Raw genomic sequence first — 17,997 nt, 5'->3', positions numbered from 1 at the left:
AATCGAATGGCACTGAAGAGTTCAGTTGTCAGCATCAATCTCCTACTCAAAAAAGCAAAAAAACGTAAGTCAGATGTTGTTGACATCTCACTTACGCATCCATTGATTGAAAATTTCTTAGTAAAATCTACTAGCCTAAAAATTTGAAGACTTCTTCTCGATCATACAGTTTAAATACTTTCTCGCATAAAAATTGAGTAATTAGTGCCGCAAAAACAGGGATGACTAACCAACAAAGAACAACAAGAAAGCCATTTAACCCTGCATCTAAAGAAGCCAACGGACCAACAAGTCCGACCACGCCGAAACCAGCAGAAGCAGGCGTACCTGAAATAGAAAATAGAGCGACAGGAATAGCTGTAATCACTGCACTAACTAAACAAGGAATAAGAATCACAGGTTTTCTAAATAGATTAGGCATCATCATCTTCATAGCGCCTAAAGCAATCGCAATTGTCACACCTGACTTATTAACCTTCCAAGAGTTCACTACTAAAACAAAAGTGGTTGCAGCTACGCCCATCGCAGCCGCACCAGCAGAAACACCATCTAGTTGGATTGCCATTCCGATTGCTACTGTTGAAATAGGAGAGATAATCAAAAAGGCAAAGGAACAACCAATCAAGATAGACATTAACAGCGGTTGTAAGGTAGTGAAGTTATTAATCAATGATCCAATTGCAGAAGTAATTGCTGTTACAAAAGGGAATAAATAAAAACCAAGTAAACCTGCACCTACACCTACAACAATCGGTGTTAACACAATCGACACTGACCCAAAACTATTTCCAATCAGTAAAATCAGCCCGACAGCAATCGACGCTGTCAGCATCGTATTAATAATATCGCCTGTACCAGCACCAACGTAAACACCTGTTTCACCCAAATCAGGTGTGAATTTGACTACACCAGAACCAACAAAAGAAGCTCCGGCTACAACCATCATTCTCATCGGATCAAATCCAAATTGTAAGGCAATCAAACCACCAATGATCAAAGGTGTTGCTAGTTGAAAAATAACTGCTAACTGTGCGATCGTTACCGCAAAGGGATACGCACTAAAATATTTTAAAATGGCACCTAATACTGCATTAGGAATCAATCCGATAATGATTCCTGTTGCTGTACCAGCGAGGACTTTATTCAGAAAAATTTTCGGTGATATTTTTTGTGAAGTTTCCATTCAATCTCTCCTTTATTTTACGTTCAAGCTATCTTCTTTTGCATGGACAAGCTCAGTCAAGAAATCACAATAAGGCGTCGCAACACCATATTTCTTCCCTTTTCTAGAAATTGCGCCATTGATATAATCGATTTCTGTTAATCGATGGTTCTTAATCAAGTCTTGATACATTGAAGGATAATGTAACCCAATTGTTTCCGGGTCAAAACAAGATTCACAATGTGCAATGACTTCTGGGACATCTAGTTCAATCTTCTCTACTGCTGCTACTTTGGCAAACTCATTGACAATCGTCGCCACCATTTTATGAGCAGTCGATGTTTTTCCTAGCTCAGCCATATTAACGTCTAAGATTGTGCATAGTCCGTTCATTGTTCCGTTCACACATGCTTTGCGATAAATAGAATAGTGAATATTATCAGAAAAATGAGCATTTAATCCTGATTCAGACAATTTGTCTGCTAATTTTTTTGCAGCTGCTTCTTTTCCATCACCTAAATTTTGTAATTCTACTGAACCACTTCCAAATAATTTGACCTGACCAGGACCTTCAAGACCTGCCGTCCACATGGTATTTCCAATATAGATATTTTCCATTGGTACAAATTTCTCAATAATATCTTCATGCCCGATACCATTTAATAGACATAAGACCTCTGTATCTTTTTTGATTAATGATTGGATATCCTGCAGCATTTTTTCCAGCTGCATCGCTTTGGTAAACAGAATAATCAGATCAACTTGATCTTCTTTTTCTACTTCGGATTGAAGAACGATTGGTAGTTTTGCTTCTACCTCTTTACCATTAAAATTTGCTTGTAATCCATGTTCTTTGATTTGTTGGACATGTTCTGCCCAGCCATCGATTAATAATACTTCGTTCCCACCTTGGTGAAGCATTAACCCAAAGCGACTTCCCATTGCGCCAGCGCCTGCAATTGCTATTTTCATTGATTCTTCCTCCTTTTTCTTTCTATTATACTCATTTGAGAATCATTTCACAATCTTGTTTTGTTATTCTTCTCTTATTTATCATGTTTATATCCACTATTCAAGTTATTTTATCAGCAAATCAATAAAAACTGGAATAGAATCCCAATTTCATCGTAAGAGAAACTAGACTAGCAATAAGAAAATAGAAACATTCATAGAAAAAACCTCACTCCTCTGATTATAAAAGAGTGGGGCATTAACCTCGTGTATACTAAAACCTTCCATTCATTCGATGGATGATTTTCTTTTTGTGAAAAACTATTCATTTTAGTACGATGTTGCGCAACACAGACGGATGGTATTGCTTATTATTTATTAAAATCGAACAATACACTTATTTAAAAAGTTCTTTCCCAGATTTTCTTCCATTTTTACAGTTATAACTAGTATTATCATGAAAAATAGCCTTTTATTGTCTATGGGAATAATAATTTAAAATTGGTACTTTTTTATTAATTAGTTCATCGCCCAATAATCTCTCCAGTTTCTTAGCATCTCCTGACTCAACCGGAATTATCCAAGCCCAGTCCAAATAATTTTTTAAAAGCTCATCATATTTGGCAAATATTTCATTGCCATATTCCGCCCTTAAAATTATATTTTCAGTGCCAGACAAGTGATTTGTATTGAGTTGATAAAAAAGATCTCCATCTAAAAAAATATCATTAGAAGAAGATTTCCCCACAGTAATGACCATTCCATCAGCTCTATGTGTTACATACAAATAATTGTATGACCTCATTTCACCTAATGAATCAATTATTTCTTGCCCTTTAGCTCTAATATATTGATCTCTACTATCTATCGCACTCTTATTTAACAAAAGTTTTTTCATATCAAATTTAATCGGCTGTTTTATTTTTGTAAATTCGCTTCTACTACTAATCCAATCCGAGATTAATTTTTCAACATGTCCCAGAGTAAACTCTGATTTATTCGCTAAATACTTTTTTTGTTGTATTAAAGACATCTTTCCCCGAAGCTCAAAATTGAGCCTACATCGATTCTCTATCTCTTCAAAAAGCATCTTATCTTCATCATTCTTATATTCATCATTCATAGAACCAATCCAGCTCCTCGATTAAGATAATATTTTAATCTCATACAAAAACTAGCTCTCATCGAAACAACCATTGTTTTGATTTATCATGAAATTTCTTTATACTTTTCTCCGATTATAAATTCCTAACCCCTTGAGAAAATTACGCATATATTTATCTCCGCAAGGCTTAAAATTTCGTTGGCCTTCTTTTCTCAAAAATGCCCCGATTTCGCCTTTTGATGGATAGATTTCTGCCTCAGCAAAAACGTCTAAAATATCATCAGTGGTCATAGACAAGGCGATTTTTAATTTTTTTAGCAACACATTGTTGATATATTTGATTTCCTTGCTTTTTTGCGGCGTGTCTACTATCGGCTTATCTTTTTGCATACCACGCGCCAAGAGAATCAGGCCATTTAGGAATGCGTCAAAAACTTGGTTGTTGATGGTTTTTTCATACACATTATTTTCTGCATTATCTTTGTTCTTATCCTGTACTTTGGTCAGTACCGCCTGAGCTTCTTCTTTAGTCAGTGGTACACCGCCTAGCTCAAAAGCTTTAATCAAATCCGTATCTTTCAAATCAATCGCATAACGCAATCGCAATAACCTATCATTGTTATTCATTTGTTCCTCCGAAGTATTTAGTCTTTATTTTCTTACGTACTTTTTGTCTTGCTAAGATTTTTAGGATCAATGATAACAATCGCATCACTTATGATAAGGTGCCCCAGCATTAATCCGAAACACACGATAGATTTGCTCCACTAAAATCAGGCGCATCAATTGATGTGGATAAGTCATTTTTCCAAATGAGATTTGCGTATTGCTCCGTTTCATGACAGATTCGCTTAGTCCAAGCGACCCACCAATCACAAATGTTAGATGGCTCTTCCCTTGAATACCTAACTGATCAATTTGTTTTGCAAATGCTTCACTCGTTGGATTTTTCCCTTCAATTGCCAATGCAAAGACATAATCATGTTCCTTAATCTTTGAAAGAATACGCTCGCCTTCCTTATCTTTGACCTGTTGCATCTGTGCATCGCTTAAATTTTCTGGTGCTTTTTCATCAGGTACTTCAATCAATTCCATTTTTGCATAAGCACCAAGACGTTTTACATATTCGTTGATTCCTTGAATGAGATACTTTTCCTTTAATTTCCCAACAGATATTATTTTAATATTCATGTTCTACTCCTTTATCAACACAAAATTGCTACTATTAGCACTTCACCTTAGTTTATCATGCTTCTTTCTTTTTTTCTTCAGCCCAAGTGGAAAAGTTTTACACACATACTTATGCACAACATCCACAGGTTTATCCACAGAAACTGCGCTTTTTTTCCTTATTTTATCACTATTTCTTATACAAACATATGTTTCCACCTTTTTTATCCCCTTTATCAACAACCTGTGGATAACTTTTTTATCTGAGTTTTCCTCAATAAAATGAAAAAGTTTTACACAGATACTGTGGAAAAATAAAACGCGATTTTTTCATCTGAAAACAGATATTTTTCCTAAAGTTTTTCATAAAAAGTTCACAGTCTAAAAGTAGACTAAATTTATCAAATGAGTCTATACTAATGATAGATAAAAAAGTGAACGGAGGAGGAAACACATGGATAAAAAAGATGTGACACCTAAAATGAAAAAAAATAAGTATGGATTTTGGAAGAAGTTAGGCCTCGGACTTGTTGGTGGCGTCCTTGGTGGATTGATTACTGCAGGAATTTTTTACGGCGCTATGGGATCGTCTTTTACAACTTCTTCGACAAGCGCAAGTGGAAATCAAAATTCTGCTGGTGAGACAGTCGTTGAGAATGTCAAAGTAAACGTTGAATCAGATATTACTAGCGCTGTTGATAAAGTACAAGGCGCTGTTGTTTCAGTAATCAATTTACAAAATCAAAATCAATCAAGTGAATTCGGTCAGCTCTTTGGACAACAGGAACAAAGCAGCTCTGATGAAGCTTTAGAAGCTTATAGTGAAGGCAGTGGTGTCATTTATAAGAAAGATGGCGACTCTGCCTACATCGTTACAAATAATCACGTGGTTGATGGGCAACAAGGCTTGGAAGTTTTACTGAAAGATGGCAGTAAAGTGAAGGCTGAACTAGTTGGAACAGACGCCTACTCTGACTTAGCTGTATTAAAAATCAGTGCTGACAAAGTCGACACAGTCGCTTCATTTGGCGACTCTGAATCCTTAAAAGTTGGTGAACCTGCTATTGCGATTGGCTCACCATTAGGCTCAGCTTATGCTAACTCAGTAACTTCAGGTATCGTGTCTTCTTTAAATCGTCAAGTAACTAGTACGAATGAATCAAACGAAACAGTCAACATCAACGCAATCCAAACAGATGCTGCAATCAATCCTGGTAATTCAGGTGGCCCATTAGTAAACATTGAAGGACAAGTAATCGGAATCAATTCAAGTAAGATTGCTAGTACCTCAGAATCTTCCTCTGATGTGAATGTGGAAGGAATGGGTTTTGCAATTCCAAGTAATGATGTAGTAAATGTAATCAATCAATTAGAAAAAGACGGAAAAGTAACCCGTCCAGCTCTTGGAATTACGATGGTCGATTTATCTGCTGTTTCTACACAACAACAAGAACAAGTCTTGAAGATTCCAACTTCTGTAACAAATGGTGTCATTGTAACCAATGTTCAAGCAGCTACTCCTGCTGAAAAGGCGGGATTGAAACAATACGATGTTATCACTAAGATTGATGATACCGAAGTTTCTTCTGGTGTTGAGTTACAAACTGCACTTTACAAGAAAAAAGTCGGCGACAGTGTCAAAGTGACTTACTACCGAGGATCTGAAGAAAAAACTGCTACGGTAGAGTTGACAATCGATCAATCTTCATTGAAACAAAATAATTCGAATGAGTAATGAAGTGTAACAAAAAAGGTGGGACAAAACGAAACACGTTTTGTCCCACCTTTTTCTATTCATTTAATTTCTATTTAGGAAATGCTTCACCAACAACTGTATCTTCTGGTAAGACTAAAATTCCTTTTTCTGTTGGTGCATCCGGTAAATGCAATTCACGAGCTGAGCAGATCATCCCATAGCTCTCTACGCCACGTAATGAGCCTGGCCAAATCATCAAGCCATCAGGCATCATTGCACCTGGTTTTGCTACAACTACTTTTTGACCCGCTTCAATATTTGGCGCACCACAAACGATTTGTAAGACATGTCCATTATCAACTTCTGTTTCAGTAATAGATAAATGGTCAGAGTCTGGATGTGGAACACACGTTTTGACATAACCAACAACGATTTTAGGTTCGTTATCTGCAATCAAAGTTTCAGTAAAACCAGCCTCTTTAATCAAACGATTTAATTCCGTTAATTGTTCTTCATTAATTGTTACTTGTCCATTACCTTCAATGGTCAAATGATCAGAAATATGGAAAAAGTTCCAAGCAACGATTTGACCAGAGGCATCTTTCACTTGAGCTACATTCCATTTTCGTTCAACCGTGTTCTCAGTTCCTTTATCGTCGGCTACAACTACCATTAAGGTATCTCCGACATGTGCTTTGTTATAAGCAAAAATCATGTTCTTTCCTCCATTATCTCTTGCTGAGGTTTATCTTAACAAAAAAAAATATACTCCTGCATGAGATTTTTTTCATTCGTGTCATGAAAAATGACCAAAAAAAGGGAGTGACAAAAGTCAACTTTCGAGTTTGCCACCCACTTCTTTTCAACATAATACTTTACAACAATTATTAACTAAAAGAAAGCAAAGATTCTATTCCTCGGCCTCTTTTGTTTCTGTCACAATCAAAACATCACAAGGTGCACGACGAATGACGTGGCTAGCCACACTACCAGTCATAAAACGTTCAACAGCATTTAAGCCAGATTGTCCAACCATGATCAGATCAATCTGATATTTTTTTGGTAAATTAACAGCCATTGCTTCTTTGACTGAGCCATAGGCAATAATTCCTTCAATTTTTGTGTAGTTTACAGATTTACCATAGTCTTTACAACTTTGAATCATTTCTTTGGCATTTTCTGTTCCTTGATCGATCAAGTTTTGATCCATTGGTGCATAACCCATAAAATTATAAAATTGTTGGTCAATCACATTGGCAACGTAGACTGTCCCGTTATTTCGACGAGCGACTTCTACTGCTTTTTTAAATGCTGCACTCGCTTGTTCACTACCATCAATACCTACTAAAATATTTTTATACTCTTGATCCATTTTGACCCCTCCTAATAGATGCTAATCAACTGTGACACTTTTTAGGAAATCTTCAATCTCTTGCTTGGTTTTACGATTTTTATTAACTAATCGTCCTAATTCTTTGCCATCTTCAATGACTACAAAGCTAGGGATACCAAAAATACTCCAACTTGCAGCAAGATCGATATATTTATCACGATCGACTTCAATGAAGCGCCAATCAGAAAAATCTTGTTCAATTTCTGGCATTTTTGGTTTGATAAATCGACAATCACCACACCAATCAGCTGTGAAGAAAAAAACATTTTTTCCTTTTTCTACATATCCTGCTAATTCCTCTAAATTTTCTGGAATAATCATCCGTTTTCGTTCCTCCTACTGTCACATTCTTTACCTAAATTATACACCTTTCTCACAAAGTGACAAACGTTTGAAGTTTTTTATTCTGATATAAAAAAATCTGATAAAATAGAAAGTTTCTATCTTATCAGATTTCTTATTTTAAGCTTCAATTATTTCCCGTAAACAATCGTGTTCACTGTTGATTTGTCTAAGCCTTTCAATGTTTGAATCAACATTTCTCTTGCTGCTTCAAAGTCGCTGATGCTAAACATTGTTTGATGTGTATGAATATAACGTCCAACTACTCCAATAACTGTACTTGGGATTCCTTCATTTTGAGTATGAGCAGCGCCTGCGTCTGTTCCACCTTTTGAAACGAAGTATTGGTATGGAATATTATTTGTTTCTGCTACATCTAATAAATATTCACGCAAACGTGGTAACATGATCAAGCCCGGATCTTGGATACGCATCAAAGTGCCTTCACCTAAGTGTCCAAATGTTCCTTTTTTCGTTACAGTATCATCTGCAGCAGAACAATCTACTGCAAAGAATAAATCAGGTTTAAATTTATTGACAGATGCTTTTGATCCACGCAAGCCAACTTCTTCTTGCACGTTTGCCCCTGCAATCAATGTGTGCCCTAATTTTTCATTTTGTAACGCTTCTAGTGCTTCTAAAACCATTGTACAACCATAACGATTGTCCCAAGATTTGCTAATGATATTTTTTCCATTTGCTGTTTTGATTGTTTCAGCAAAAGGTACGATTGTATCACCAGGTAAAACGCCATAGCTTATGGCTTCTTCACGTGATTCAAATCCTGCATCAAATAAAATATCTGTTACTTCAACTGATTTTTGACCGCTTGTTCCACGTAACAAATGTGGTGGAACAGATGAAGAAATACAAGGATAGTTTTTACCAGATGATGTCTTCAAAGTAAAACGTTGTGCTGAAACAACGTAAGGATTCCAGCCACCTAAAGGAACTACTTTAAATAAACCATTATCTTGGATTTGAGTTAGCATAAACCCAACTTCATCCATGTGTGCCGCAACCATTACTCGTGGTGCATCTGCATCTTCATGGTTACGTAACCCAAAAATGCCACCAAGACCATCTAATTGTAACTCATCAACTAATGGTTCCATGTGGCCTTCCATGTATGCACGAATATCTTGTTCAAATCCGCTTGTTCCTTGTAACTCTGTTAATTCTTTAATACGTTGAAATGTTTTTTCTTCCATAATACATCGTCTAAATTTCAGACTAAACTCCTCTCAGACTTTTATTTGATCCATTCAAAAAAAGTTTTCTCCGAATAAATCGACGTTTTCATTATAACTTATTTTGCTAAAGTTTGGTTATTTATTTCTGAGAAAAACAGAGAGTATGGTAGAATAAACCCAGATACATGAAGTCAAAGAAGGAGGGTTACCTGAATGTCCAAAGAAAAAGACTACAATTATTTTAAAGGCGGACTAGCGCTTGGTGTTGGCCTTGGTCTCTTGACTGGCGTTGCTTCGACAGTCTGGTATCATCGCAAAAAATCATTGACCGCTGATCAAGTCCTTTCCAAAATTAAAAATGCCTTTTTAAAAGAAGGTTCTATCGAAGGTTCATGGATTTCTTTTGAAAAAGAACCAATCAGAAAATTTGCTATCCATTCAAATGGTTATCGCGGGGGAATTTCTCGAATGGAAGATGGCGAAATCGTCTACTATGAGTTTTTAGCTGATGCTTATACTGGAACTGTGTTAGATATTTCCCGAGAGAAGTATGAATCCACAACGTCAGTTTTCTAAACTAAATAAAAGCAAAAAATAACCCACTAAAATCATGTAGTGACCCCAAAAAGTTAGACTTTTGGGCGTCTTTACATCATAGTAGGTTATTTTTTAGCACTATTTGAGCAACACATATGAACTTAACTAGCATTCTATGAAAGAATAAGCTATTCTTAAACTAGCTTTTATTCTAAGGAGAGTGCAACATGAAGCAACGCGAAAAAATTGCCGTACTGATTCCCTGCTACAATGAAGAAGCAACGATTTCAACAGTTATTGCTGATTTTAAACGGGAATTACCTGAGGCAGATATTTATGTCTATGATAATAATTCAACCGATAAAACATATGAGCTTGCCGTTCAAGGTGGCGCTATCGTCAAAAAAGAACCACGCCAAGGTAAAGGAAACGTGATTCGCCAAATGTTTTTTGATATTGATGCTGATTATTACATGATGGTCGATGGCGATGATACGTATCCAGCCGAAGCTGTTCATGGCTTATTAGAAAAATTACGTTCAGCCGAAGCTGACATGGTAATCGGCGACCGTTTATCAAACGGTACGTATTTCGACGAAAACAAACGACCTTTTCATGATTTTGGTAATAACTTAGTCAAAAACTCGATTGCAAAATTGTATAAAACAGACATTAAAGATGTTATGACTGGCTATCGTGGGTTCAATCGAATTTTCGTCAAGAGTTTTCCAATTATGAGTTCAGGTTTTCAAATCGAAACGGAGTTAACAATCCACGCTTTGGATAAAAAATTCAAACTGGTCGAAGTGCCGATTGATTACCGTGACCGCCCAGAAGGTAGCGAATCAAAGCTAAATACTTTTTCGGATGGTTTTAAAGTGATCATGATGATTATCAAAATGTGTAAAGACTATAAACCTCTATTGTTTTTTGGTATCTGGACCACACTGTTTTTCCTTTTTGGACTCTTGGTTGGTATACCAGTCATTCGTGAATTTATGCTAACAGGTCTCATCAGTCGAATTCCTTCTGCTATTTTGAGTACTGGGTTAATGACAATGGCTATGCTTTCTTTGATCACCGGTATGATTTTAGATACTGTCGTGTCTAATGCAAAAAAAGAATACGAACTGAACTTATACCATGTCTATCATGAATATCATAAAGATCGATCCGTATGATTTTATAAATATCATTAATAAAAAACAGATGCAAGACAACATTGTCTCGCATCTGTTTTTTTATGACCATACCAACTCTTACTTAGCCAAACGATAAATTGCATCCGCATAAATCGCAGTTGCTCTGAACAAGTCATCAAGACTCATAAATTCATTTGCTTGGTGCATTGTATCTGTATAGCCTGGGAACATTGCGCCATAGGCAACACCGCGTTTTAGCAAGCGACCATACGTTCCACCACCAATGATTTGTTCATAGCCTTTTTCACCAGTGTGATCTTCGTATACTTGTAATAGCGTTGCAACCAATGGATCATCCATTGGCACATAATGTGGTTCCATTACGCGTGCACCACGCGTAACAGTGGCACCTTCCATTCCAACTGTTTTTTCTACGCCAATTTCTAGCCCTTCAACAGTTACTCCTTTAGGGAAACGGAAGTTCATATTGATAAAGTTTTCTGCTTGTGTGCTGTCATCATCTGCCTTAAATGCAAACAACCCAGCATTCATTGTTAATTTACCCATTTTTTCATCTTCATAAGCCACGCCTAATTTTTCACCATAGAAATCTTCATGGACATAAGCAGCAGCTACATGGATAAATTGTTTTGCAGCACCACCAAAAGCGTAAGTGTCTAAGAATGTTGCTAAGAATGTTCCCGCATTGATTCCAGATTGAGGACTTGCACCGTGAGCCCCTTTTCCGACTAATTCGATTGATACAAATGTTTCATCCGCTTCAATCATTCCGCTAACAGGATTTGCTTCAATAAATTTAAAGAATGCTTCTTCCATCGCGATGGCAGCATCAACATTCGGTACTTCAAGTTTTGCTTCAGCTGTTCCTGGGACCATGTTTTCACGCAAACCAGAAGTGAAAGATTTTAAGACATAGTCGCCTCCGTTATTTCCTTGGAAGTGTAGTCCTAAAGAAACATTTCCTTTTTCACCATTGATAATTGGAAATTCTGCATCTGGTGAGAAACCAAAATCAGGCTCTTCTTCATGTTCGAAGTAATAAGCCATGTCGCCCCAGCCACTTTCTTCATCACTACCAACAACAAAGCGAACTTTTTTAGATAATTTTAAATCTAAATCTTTGATAATTTTCATTGCATAATAAGCTGCCATACTTGGTCCTTTATCATCACTTGAACCACGAGCAAAAATTTTGCCATCTTTGATTACTGGTTCATAAGGATCTGTATCCCAACCGTCGCCAGCAGGAACAACATCCATGTGTCCAAAGATACCTAACGTTTCATCGCCTTCACCCATATCAATGTGCCCAGCATAATTATCAACGTTTTTCACTACGAAACCATCACGTTCACCATAAGCAAGCATGTGTTTTAGTGCATCACGTGGTCCAGGGCCAAACGGTGCATCTGCAGTCACCTTAGAATCATCGCGTTCACTGTTGACGCGTAACAAATTTTTTAAATCTTCAAGTAAGTCTTCTTTACGTGCTTCTACTTCTTTTTGCCAATCAATTGTCATAAAGTTAATCCTCCACCTTATTAAGTCTTCGTGTTTTATGATACCATAAAATCAAGAAAAAAATAGTTCAAAAAGTCTGACAATTTCGTCAGCTTGTAGTTCTTTTGTGAATGCTCAAGGCATTCAACTTATTGGAGGGGATACTGAATGATTCTTGATGAGCAACTGTTACGAGAGGTAATTACAAAACGACCTAAGCACTCTCACAAAGGTACTTTTGGTCGAGTTGTGTTGATTGGCGGAAATCAACAGTATGGCGGCGCAATCATCATGAGTGCTTTAGCTGCAGTTAACAGTGGTGCTGGATTGACCACAGTGATAACGGACAAGAAGAACCATGCCCCACTCCATGTTCAGCTCCCCGAAGCAATGGTTGTTGACTGGTACGATCAAGCAACCTGTCTAACAGTCATTCAACAGGCAGATGTGTTATTGATTGGTCCAGGATTAGGTACTTCCACTTTCAGTCTAGGCTTACTCCAAATGGTCTTGAAGGTGCAAACAAATCAGCAATGGTTAGTCATTGATGGTTCAGCATTAACTTTGCTTGCCAAAGCAAAACTTTCTTTACCTTATCCGGAACATACTGTATTAACACCACATCAAATGGAATGGCAACGCCTAAGCGGAATTGCTATCGCTACGCAAACAGATCAATTGAATCAGGAGAAGCAACACGAATTAGGTGCAATTCTTGTCGTTAAAAGTCACCAAACTACTATTTATAATAAAGAAAATATCTATTATAATCAGTCTGGATCTGCCGCAATGGCAACTGGAGGAACTGGTGATACCTTGGCAGGAATGATTACGGCTTTTCTTGCCCAATTTCCTCAAAACGATCACACGGTCGCAGCCGCCGTTTACTTACACAGTTTCATTGGTGATCACTTAGCACAAACACACTATGTCGTACTGCCGACATTGATTAGCCAAGCCATTCCACAATGGATGGCACATTTTTGTACAGAATAAAAAGAGGAGTTTGATTATGGAAAAATTTACAGGATATCTGCGCACACCTTTTTATTATGAAACGGATCAAATGGGAATCATTCATCACAGCAATTATATTCGCTGGTTTGAAGAAGCACGTGTCGCACTACTTGATCATCTTGATTTTAGTTACCAAAAAATTGAAGAAACAGGGATTATTATTCCAGTTCTTGAAGTCAATTGCCAATACAAAGAAATGATTCGCTATGGCGAGTCAGTCATTATTTATCCAACAATTGAAAAATATACGGGGACACGTTTAGATTTTAGTTATCAAATTTATGGTGCTGAGGATCAAAAACTACGCACGATTGGCAGCAGTAAACATTGTTTCCTCTCCGCGGAAAATCAGCGTTTATTAAAGCTTAGCCGATTTTATCCAGAGTTGGATGCACTATTTAAAAACTATGCACAATTAGACAACGCGAAAGAAAAATAAAAAAGGATCAAGCATTTTTCTTGTTTTACGGCGTCAAGTTCGTATAATTATAAGAAAAAAGCAGGTGATGAGCATGTACGTTGTTAAAGTATTACATGGTTATATCGACAAAACTGGCTGCCGCACTCGTGAAAAGAATCCTGACAACCTACTCGTTTTTAAAGACAAAAAGAAATCTGAAACTTTCGCCAAACAAATCGGTGGTCGTGTGAAGCTTTTACAAGAAATGCGACCTGACTAAAGAAATACTTAAATCTGTCCATCAAGCAACACTCCCAGCTACTGGATGTTGCTTTTTTCTCACTTATAAAAAGCAAAGAGCCCGCTCAATGAAGTGCGCCCCCTAAGTTAGACCCAAAAATCTAACTTAAGGGGTTTTTTTAGTGGTCAAATATGATTATGAGTTTAAAAGAATCGTCGTCGAAGCTTATCAGAATGGTGAAGGTGGCTATGGAATCTTGGCTCGTCGCTTTCATATTCCAGCAGATTCAACTGTAAAAAAATGGGTAAAAACTGTTGAACGACTTGGCTTCAGCGCTCTAAATCGAAGGAAAGGCAAACAAACTTATTCTTCTCAATTCAAGCAAGATGTCATACACTATTATTTGACTAGTGGTGACTCTTACCTTGATGTTGCGTTGAACTATGGATTGCCATCTGGAGACCTACTCCAGCACTGGCATCAAGTATTTCTACGCGAAGGCATGGAAGGTCTTTCACCAAAACCGAAAGGAAGACCGTCTATGACAAAGAAAAAGAAGATGAAAACACCAAAGAAACCATTGACGCGCGAGCAGGAACTGGAACGAGAGAATGAACTGCTTCGTGCAGAACTGGCCTTCATAAAAAAGCTCCGAGCTTTAGGGATGACTATCCCGGATCGACTCAAGAACGAGACGCACGAATCATCCACGAACTCCGAAAAGAGTTCCGATTAGGGATTCTCCTTGAAGCGACGAAATTTCCTAAAGCAACGTATATGTATTGGCAACAGCGCTTTGACCGTGAAAATCCAGACGCCGCATTAGAAAAAATGATTACAGAAATTTTCGAAGAAAACAATGGCAATTATGGCTATCGTCGGATTCAAATTGTCTTGAATGAGCGTGGACTAAAAGTGAACCAAAAGAAAATCCGCCGATTGATGTGTAAGCTTGGACTGAAATGCGCGAAGTTCACACGAAAATCTCGTAAGTACTGTTCTTACAAAGGAACGGTTGGACAAGTGGCGAAAAATCGTATTCATCGCCGTTTTTATACATCGGTTCCACATCAAAAAATCACTACAGATACCTCTGAATTTAAGTATTACGAAAGGGACAATACGAAGGGAATCGTAATCAAAAAACTGTACCTTAACCCGTTCCTTGATATGTTTAATGGGGAAATTTTGTCTTACCGAATTTCAGAGACACCAACGTTAAAGGCCATTCTTGAGGCTCAAAAAGAAGCGATTGACTACACCGCAGATTGTCCATATCGTCGGACATTCCACTCTGACCAAGGTTGGGCTTACCAGTTGAAGCAATATAGAAAACCATTATCAAATAAGAATATTTTTCAAAGCATGTCCCGAAAGGGAAACTGTTTGGACAACTCACTGATAGAAAACTTCTTCGGTTTATTAAAGCAAGAAATGTATCATGGTGTTGAATATACCAGTCTTGAAAGCTTAAAAAAAGCAATTGAGGATTGGATTGATTACTACAACCATCGTCGAATTAAGACGAGGCTTGGCTGTAGCCCAGTTCAGTATCGAGAACGAATAACAGCATAATAAAAATACCGACCAGATTTTCTAGTCGGTATGTGGTCTAACTATTGGGTCTCACTTCACAATGAGCAGGCTTTTTTATTTATCAAAACAAACTCCACCAGGTTGTTTATTAAAAATCAATTTCCCATAAACAACACTAGATTCCTGCTTCAGAAATTTCTTCTACTAAGGTATCCTTGTTCTGACTAAACAATGTGATATTCTCTTTACCCGACTGCAACACTAACTGGCACAATTCAGCTGGTTCTTTAACCAATTTTCTTAACAGACTTGCTTCAAGTAACATCCCTAAATTCGTGCCACTCAATACAAAAACCTGATTTTTTGAAATGGCTAATTCTACACAGGTTTTAAACGGTGTTCCTCCTAATAAATCGGTAAAACAGATGACGCTATCATTTGTCTGTAATTCTGAATCAATTTTTGTACGATAAGCCTCAAGTTGTTCTTCTGCCTTGAAAGGAACTATTACTACATCATCAAGTGTTCCCGCAATCATCGTAAGTGCACTTTTCAATCCAATTGAAAAGTCATCATGTCCGGTTACTAAAAATTTCATATGCTGCCCCCTGTGTTTCTTCTATTTTATTCTCGTTGTTCGCTCATTCTGGTCAATCAGAATAATTTGGCCATAAAAGAATTGGTTGAACTCACTAACTAGCAGTTTATTTCCGCAAACAATATCCTCTTGCAACATAAACAGATCAAACTTCTCCTTTTGATTTTTCAATCTTAAGCCAATTGCTTGATCAAATTTTTTCGTTTCACCAACCTGTTTGACTTCTATTGGAGAAACTTCGACGTCTGTGGTGCTGATTACAGTTACCCAAGTGGTAGCTGTTTCTTGACACTGAATTTTATTTTCGATTCGTTGATGTGTAGTGAGTTGATTATATATTTCTGAACTTTCAGCAATTCCTTGCATCGTTTGTCCTTCAGTAAAATGAATCTTGTACTGTTGGGCGTTCATTTTTAAATGAAATTGATTGTTAATTTTTTGAGAAGTAACTTTCGGCGATAAATTATAGCTAGAAGTTATCTCAGTATTTTCTTGACCAGAAAAGTTATCCAAAATGATTAAAGAATTTATTTCTTTCAAATATAAAAAACGTCGTTCAAATATTGTCCATCCTTGCTTATTCCATGAAGACCAAGCACATTCAGCAAAAAAACCTTCTGAAATTTCTCGGATTTTATGAAATAACGGCTTTGGTAGTCTATCATATCCCCATGTATCCTTAATTATGGTATGTGGCTCTTTAGCAATAAATAATGTATTGTGGGCAGCCATTTCCTTTAATTGAATCCTCTTTTTGTTGTTTACATAAGTATAACGACCACTGTCAATAATCATGTCTTGTCCATGTAATTGTAAGGTAAAGCTTCCTACAGATGCATGGCCGTGTCCACTACCATGCAGACCGTTAAAGAGCGTAAAATAAATGTCTTGGTCTTTATACACCATCATTCCACTATCTTGACCAGCAAAAATAGGAGGCATTTTTGTCGCTACTGATGGAGAACTAGTATACAAGCTTCCTGTCCAAAGTACTGCCAGATTTGAATCCCTTTTGTCCTTTTTTAAGAAGCCTAAACTTTGATAAATAGCGTAAACGTAGTGAAAATCCACATGATCGCTATCATTTAAGGGAAGAAGCATCTCTTGATTATCAGCTAGATAATAGGTGGCTTGAATAGGCTGAGTTAATTTTTCCCTTAAATTTATAGGGAGTGGTTGTTCAAGATACTCTGAAATTTGTAATAAATAGGCATACATTATGATAACTTCATGTTGATAGAGTGGGCTTTGCTCCCAGTGCACCCCATCATCATAAAATTGTAAATCTAGTTGTTCTACTAATCGCTTCCAAATTAACGTTCTTTGTTCCTCTGTTACTAAATCGGGGAAAAACAAATCTACCGCAGCCATACCGCCGATTGCTAGAACACCCCAATTACTCAGACGATATTTATCAATATAACTATTCTCTAAAAATACCAAATGATCTTGAATTGATTTCTGTAACATTCTCTCGATTTTTGTATTTTTCAGGTGTGCAACAGGCAAATAAGTTAGGCTCTTCATCCAGTTAGTTAAACGTAGCCCAGTATCTAGTGGACGCCAACTATTTTCATTCGCTGGATTAGCTCTTTCACAGCTCGTGATGAAATCCAACAGTAGCGTTGTCCACTTTTCTATGAAATGCTTCTCTTTTGTTAATAGATAACCTTGCGCTAAATCTACCATAAACCCATGTCTACTCAACATAAATAGCCATTCTGGATCTTCTTCTGGGAACTTATTCCAACCAAAGTCCTTCAATGAGTAAGGCGTCGAGCATGCTTCCATGTCCATCGCATCTGTGTAAACAATTTGATCTTTCATTAAAAAATCCACTCGATCAAAAAGTGGCTCTAAAAATTTTTCCTGTTGCTCAACATAATTTGAAACCCAATCATCTTTAAAAAATTTCTGTTGGTATATCTCAATTCTTTGAAAGTCCACTATCTTCTCCTTTTTAACTTTAACCACCTAAACATAAATAATTTTT

Annotated in this window: 19 protein-coding genes; 7 read left to right on the top strand and 12 right to left on the bottom strand. The window is 37.0% G+C overall.

Translation table 11 applies throughout. The features are described from left to right. Positions 1–130 precede the first annotated feature (130 nt). From IGJ93_RS01130 to rlmH, 5 genes are all read right to left on the bottom strand, one after another. The gene (locus tag IGJ93_RS01130) at positions 131–1,183 is read right to left on the bottom strand and encodes a PTS sugar transporter subunit IIC (protein WP_002291912.1); all 1,053 of its coding nucleotides are present in this window, start codon (positions 1,181–1,183) and stop codon (positions 131–133) included. A gap of 12 nt (positions 1,184–1,195) precedes the next feature. Continuing rightward, a complete protein-coding gene (locus tag IGJ93_RS01125; RefSeq protein ID WP_071868556.1) occupies positions 1,196–2,134 on the bottom strand; it encodes a 2-dehydropantoate 2-reductase in 939 nt (312 codons plus the stop codon). A 451-nt stretch (positions 2,135–2,585) separates the two neighbouring features. Next, complete coding sequence (locus IGJ93_RS01120) at positions 2,586–3,236, bottom strand: hypothetical protein (protein ID WP_285701205.1); 651 nt, start codon at positions 3,234–3,236, stop codon at positions 2,586–2,588. A gap of 99 nt (positions 3,237–3,335) precedes the next feature. Continuing rightward, positions 3,336–3,845 carry a DUF1456 family protein gene (locus IGJ93_RS01115; protein ID WP_270492931.1) on the bottom strand — a complete coding sequence of 170 codons (510 nt, stop codon included), beginning with the start codon at positions 3,843–3,845 and terminating at the stop codon, positions 3,336–3,338. Positions 3,846–3,929: 84 nt separating this feature from the next. Beyond that, a complete protein-coding gene (gene rlmH / locus IGJ93_RS01110; RefSeq protein WP_071868554.1) occupies positions 3,930–4,409 on the bottom strand; it encodes a 23S rRNA (pseudouridine(1915)-N(3))-methyltransferase RlmH in 480 nt (159 codons plus the stop codon). 433 nt (positions 4,410–4,842) lie between these two features. Between rlmH and IGJ93_RS01105 the strand changes: the two genes are divergently transcribed. Further along, positions 4,843–6,123: a S1C family serine protease gene (locus IGJ93_RS01105; RefSeq protein WP_067483253.1), complete on the top strand. Its 1,281-nt coding sequence runs from the start codon at positions 4,843–4,845 to the stop codon at positions 6,121–6,123. A gap of 70 nt (positions 6,124–6,193) precedes the next feature. Here IGJ93_RS01105 and ytpR read toward each other — a convergent pair whose 3' ends face one another. From ytpR to pepA, 4 genes are all read right to left on the bottom strand, one after another. Continuing rightward, entirely contained in the window at positions 6,194–6,799 is a 606-nt protein-coding gene (ytpR, locus tag IGJ93_RS01100; RefSeq protein ID WP_071868553.1) for a YtpR family tRNA-binding protein, read from the bottom strand. Positions 6,800–6,994: 195 nt separating this feature from the next. Beyond that, a complete protein-coding gene (locus IGJ93_RS01095; protein WP_071868552.1) occupies positions 6,995–7,456 on the bottom strand; it encodes a universal stress protein in 462 nt (153 codons plus the stop codon). Positions 7,457–7,477: 21 nt separating this feature from the next. Further along, complete coding sequence (locus IGJ93_RS01090) at positions 7,478–7,798, bottom strand: thioredoxin family protein (RefSeq protein WP_071868551.1); 321 nt, start codon at positions 7,796–7,798, stop codon at positions 7,478–7,480. Between the two features lie 152 nt (positions 7,799–7,950). Beyond that, complete coding sequence (gene pepA / locus IGJ93_RS01085; RefSeq protein ID WP_067483260.1) at positions 7,951–9,030, bottom strand: glutamyl aminopeptidase; 1,080 nt, start codon at positions 9,028–9,030, stop codon at positions 7,951–7,953. Between the two features lie 195 nt (positions 9,031–9,225). Between pepA and IGJ93_RS01080 the strand changes: the two genes are divergently transcribed. Both IGJ93_RS01080 and IGJ93_RS01075 read left to right on the top strand, forming a co-directional pair. Next, positions 9,226–9,588 (top strand): PepSY domain-containing protein, encoded by a 363-nt coding sequence (locus IGJ93_RS01080; protein WP_071868550.1) that lies wholly within the window; start codon positions 9,226–9,228, stop codon positions 9,586–9,588. Between the two features lie 188 nt (positions 9,589–9,776). Then, positions 9,777–10,730 (top strand): glycosyltransferase family 2 protein, encoded by a 954-nt coding sequence (locus IGJ93_RS01075; RefSeq protein ID WP_067483264.1) that lies wholly within the window; start codon positions 9,777–9,779, stop codon positions 10,728–10,730. A gap of 78 nt (positions 10,731–10,808) precedes the next feature. Here the strand turns inward: IGJ93_RS01075 and pepV are convergent, their stop codons facing one another. Then, complete coding sequence (gene pepV, locus IGJ93_RS01070; protein ID WP_067483273.1) at positions 10,809–12,233, bottom strand: dipeptidase PepV; 1,425 nt, start codon at positions 12,231–12,233, stop codon at positions 10,809–10,811. A gap of 147 nt (positions 12,234–12,380) precedes the next feature. Here pepV and IGJ93_RS01065 point away from each other — a divergent pair, with 147 nt between their 5' ends. The 4 genes from IGJ93_RS01065 to IGJ93_RS01050 all read left to right on the top strand — a co-directional run bounded on the left by IGJ93_RS01065 (position 12,381) and on the right by IGJ93_RS01050 (position 15,445). Then, positions 12,381–13,208 carry an NAD(P)H-hydrate dehydratase gene (locus IGJ93_RS01065; protein WP_075491901.1) on the top strand — a complete coding sequence of 276 codons (828 nt, stop codon included), beginning with the start codon at positions 12,381–12,383 and terminating at the stop codon, positions 13,206–13,208. A 16-nt stretch (positions 13,209–13,224) separates the two neighbouring features. Next, positions 13,225–13,668, top strand: a complete 444-nt coding sequence (locus IGJ93_RS01060; protein WP_067483277.1) for an acyl-CoA thioesterase — start codon at positions 13,225–13,227, stop codon at positions 13,666–13,668. Positions 13,669–13,741: 73 nt separating this feature from the next. Then, positions 13,742–13,909 carry a hypothetical protein gene (locus IGJ93_RS01055; protein WP_172843716.1) on the top strand — a complete coding sequence of 56 codons (168 nt, stop codon included), beginning with the start codon at positions 13,742–13,744 and terminating at the stop codon, positions 13,907–13,909. A 142-nt stretch (positions 13,910–14,051) separates the two neighbouring features. Beyond that, a protein-coding gene (locus IGJ93_RS01050) for an IS3 family transposase (protein WP_095803321.1) occupies positions 14,052–15,445 on the top strand; the annotation gives its coding sequence in 2 pieces (ribosomal slippage) (positions 14,052–14,592 and positions 14,592–15,445; 1,395 coding nt in all). Positions 15,446–15,581: 136 nt separating this feature from the next. Here the strand turns inward: IGJ93_RS01050 and IGJ93_RS01045 are convergent. Then, the gene (locus IGJ93_RS01045; RefSeq protein ID WP_075491903.1) at positions 15,582–16,004 is read right to left on the bottom strand and encodes a PTS sugar transporter subunit IIA; all 423 of its coding nucleotides are present in this window, start codon (positions 16,002–16,004) and stop codon (positions 15,582–15,584) included. 21 nt (positions 16,005–16,025) lie between these two features. Beyond that, positions 16,026–17,831 (bottom strand): alginate lyase family protein, encoded by a 1,806-nt coding sequence (locus IGJ93_RS01040; RefSeq protein ID WP_430596968.1) that lies wholly within the window; start codon positions 17,829–17,831, stop codon positions 16,026–16,028. Positions 17,832–17,997 lie beyond the last annotated feature (166 nt).

This window comes from Enterococcus sp. DIV0174 (genome assembly GCF_050529065.1).
Taxonomy (GTDB): domain Bacteria; phylum Bacillota; class Bacilli; order Lactobacillales; family Enterococcaceae; genus Enterococcus_B; species Enterococcus_B thailandicus.
This window is presented reverse-complemented; position numbering and strand designations above follow the sequence as displayed.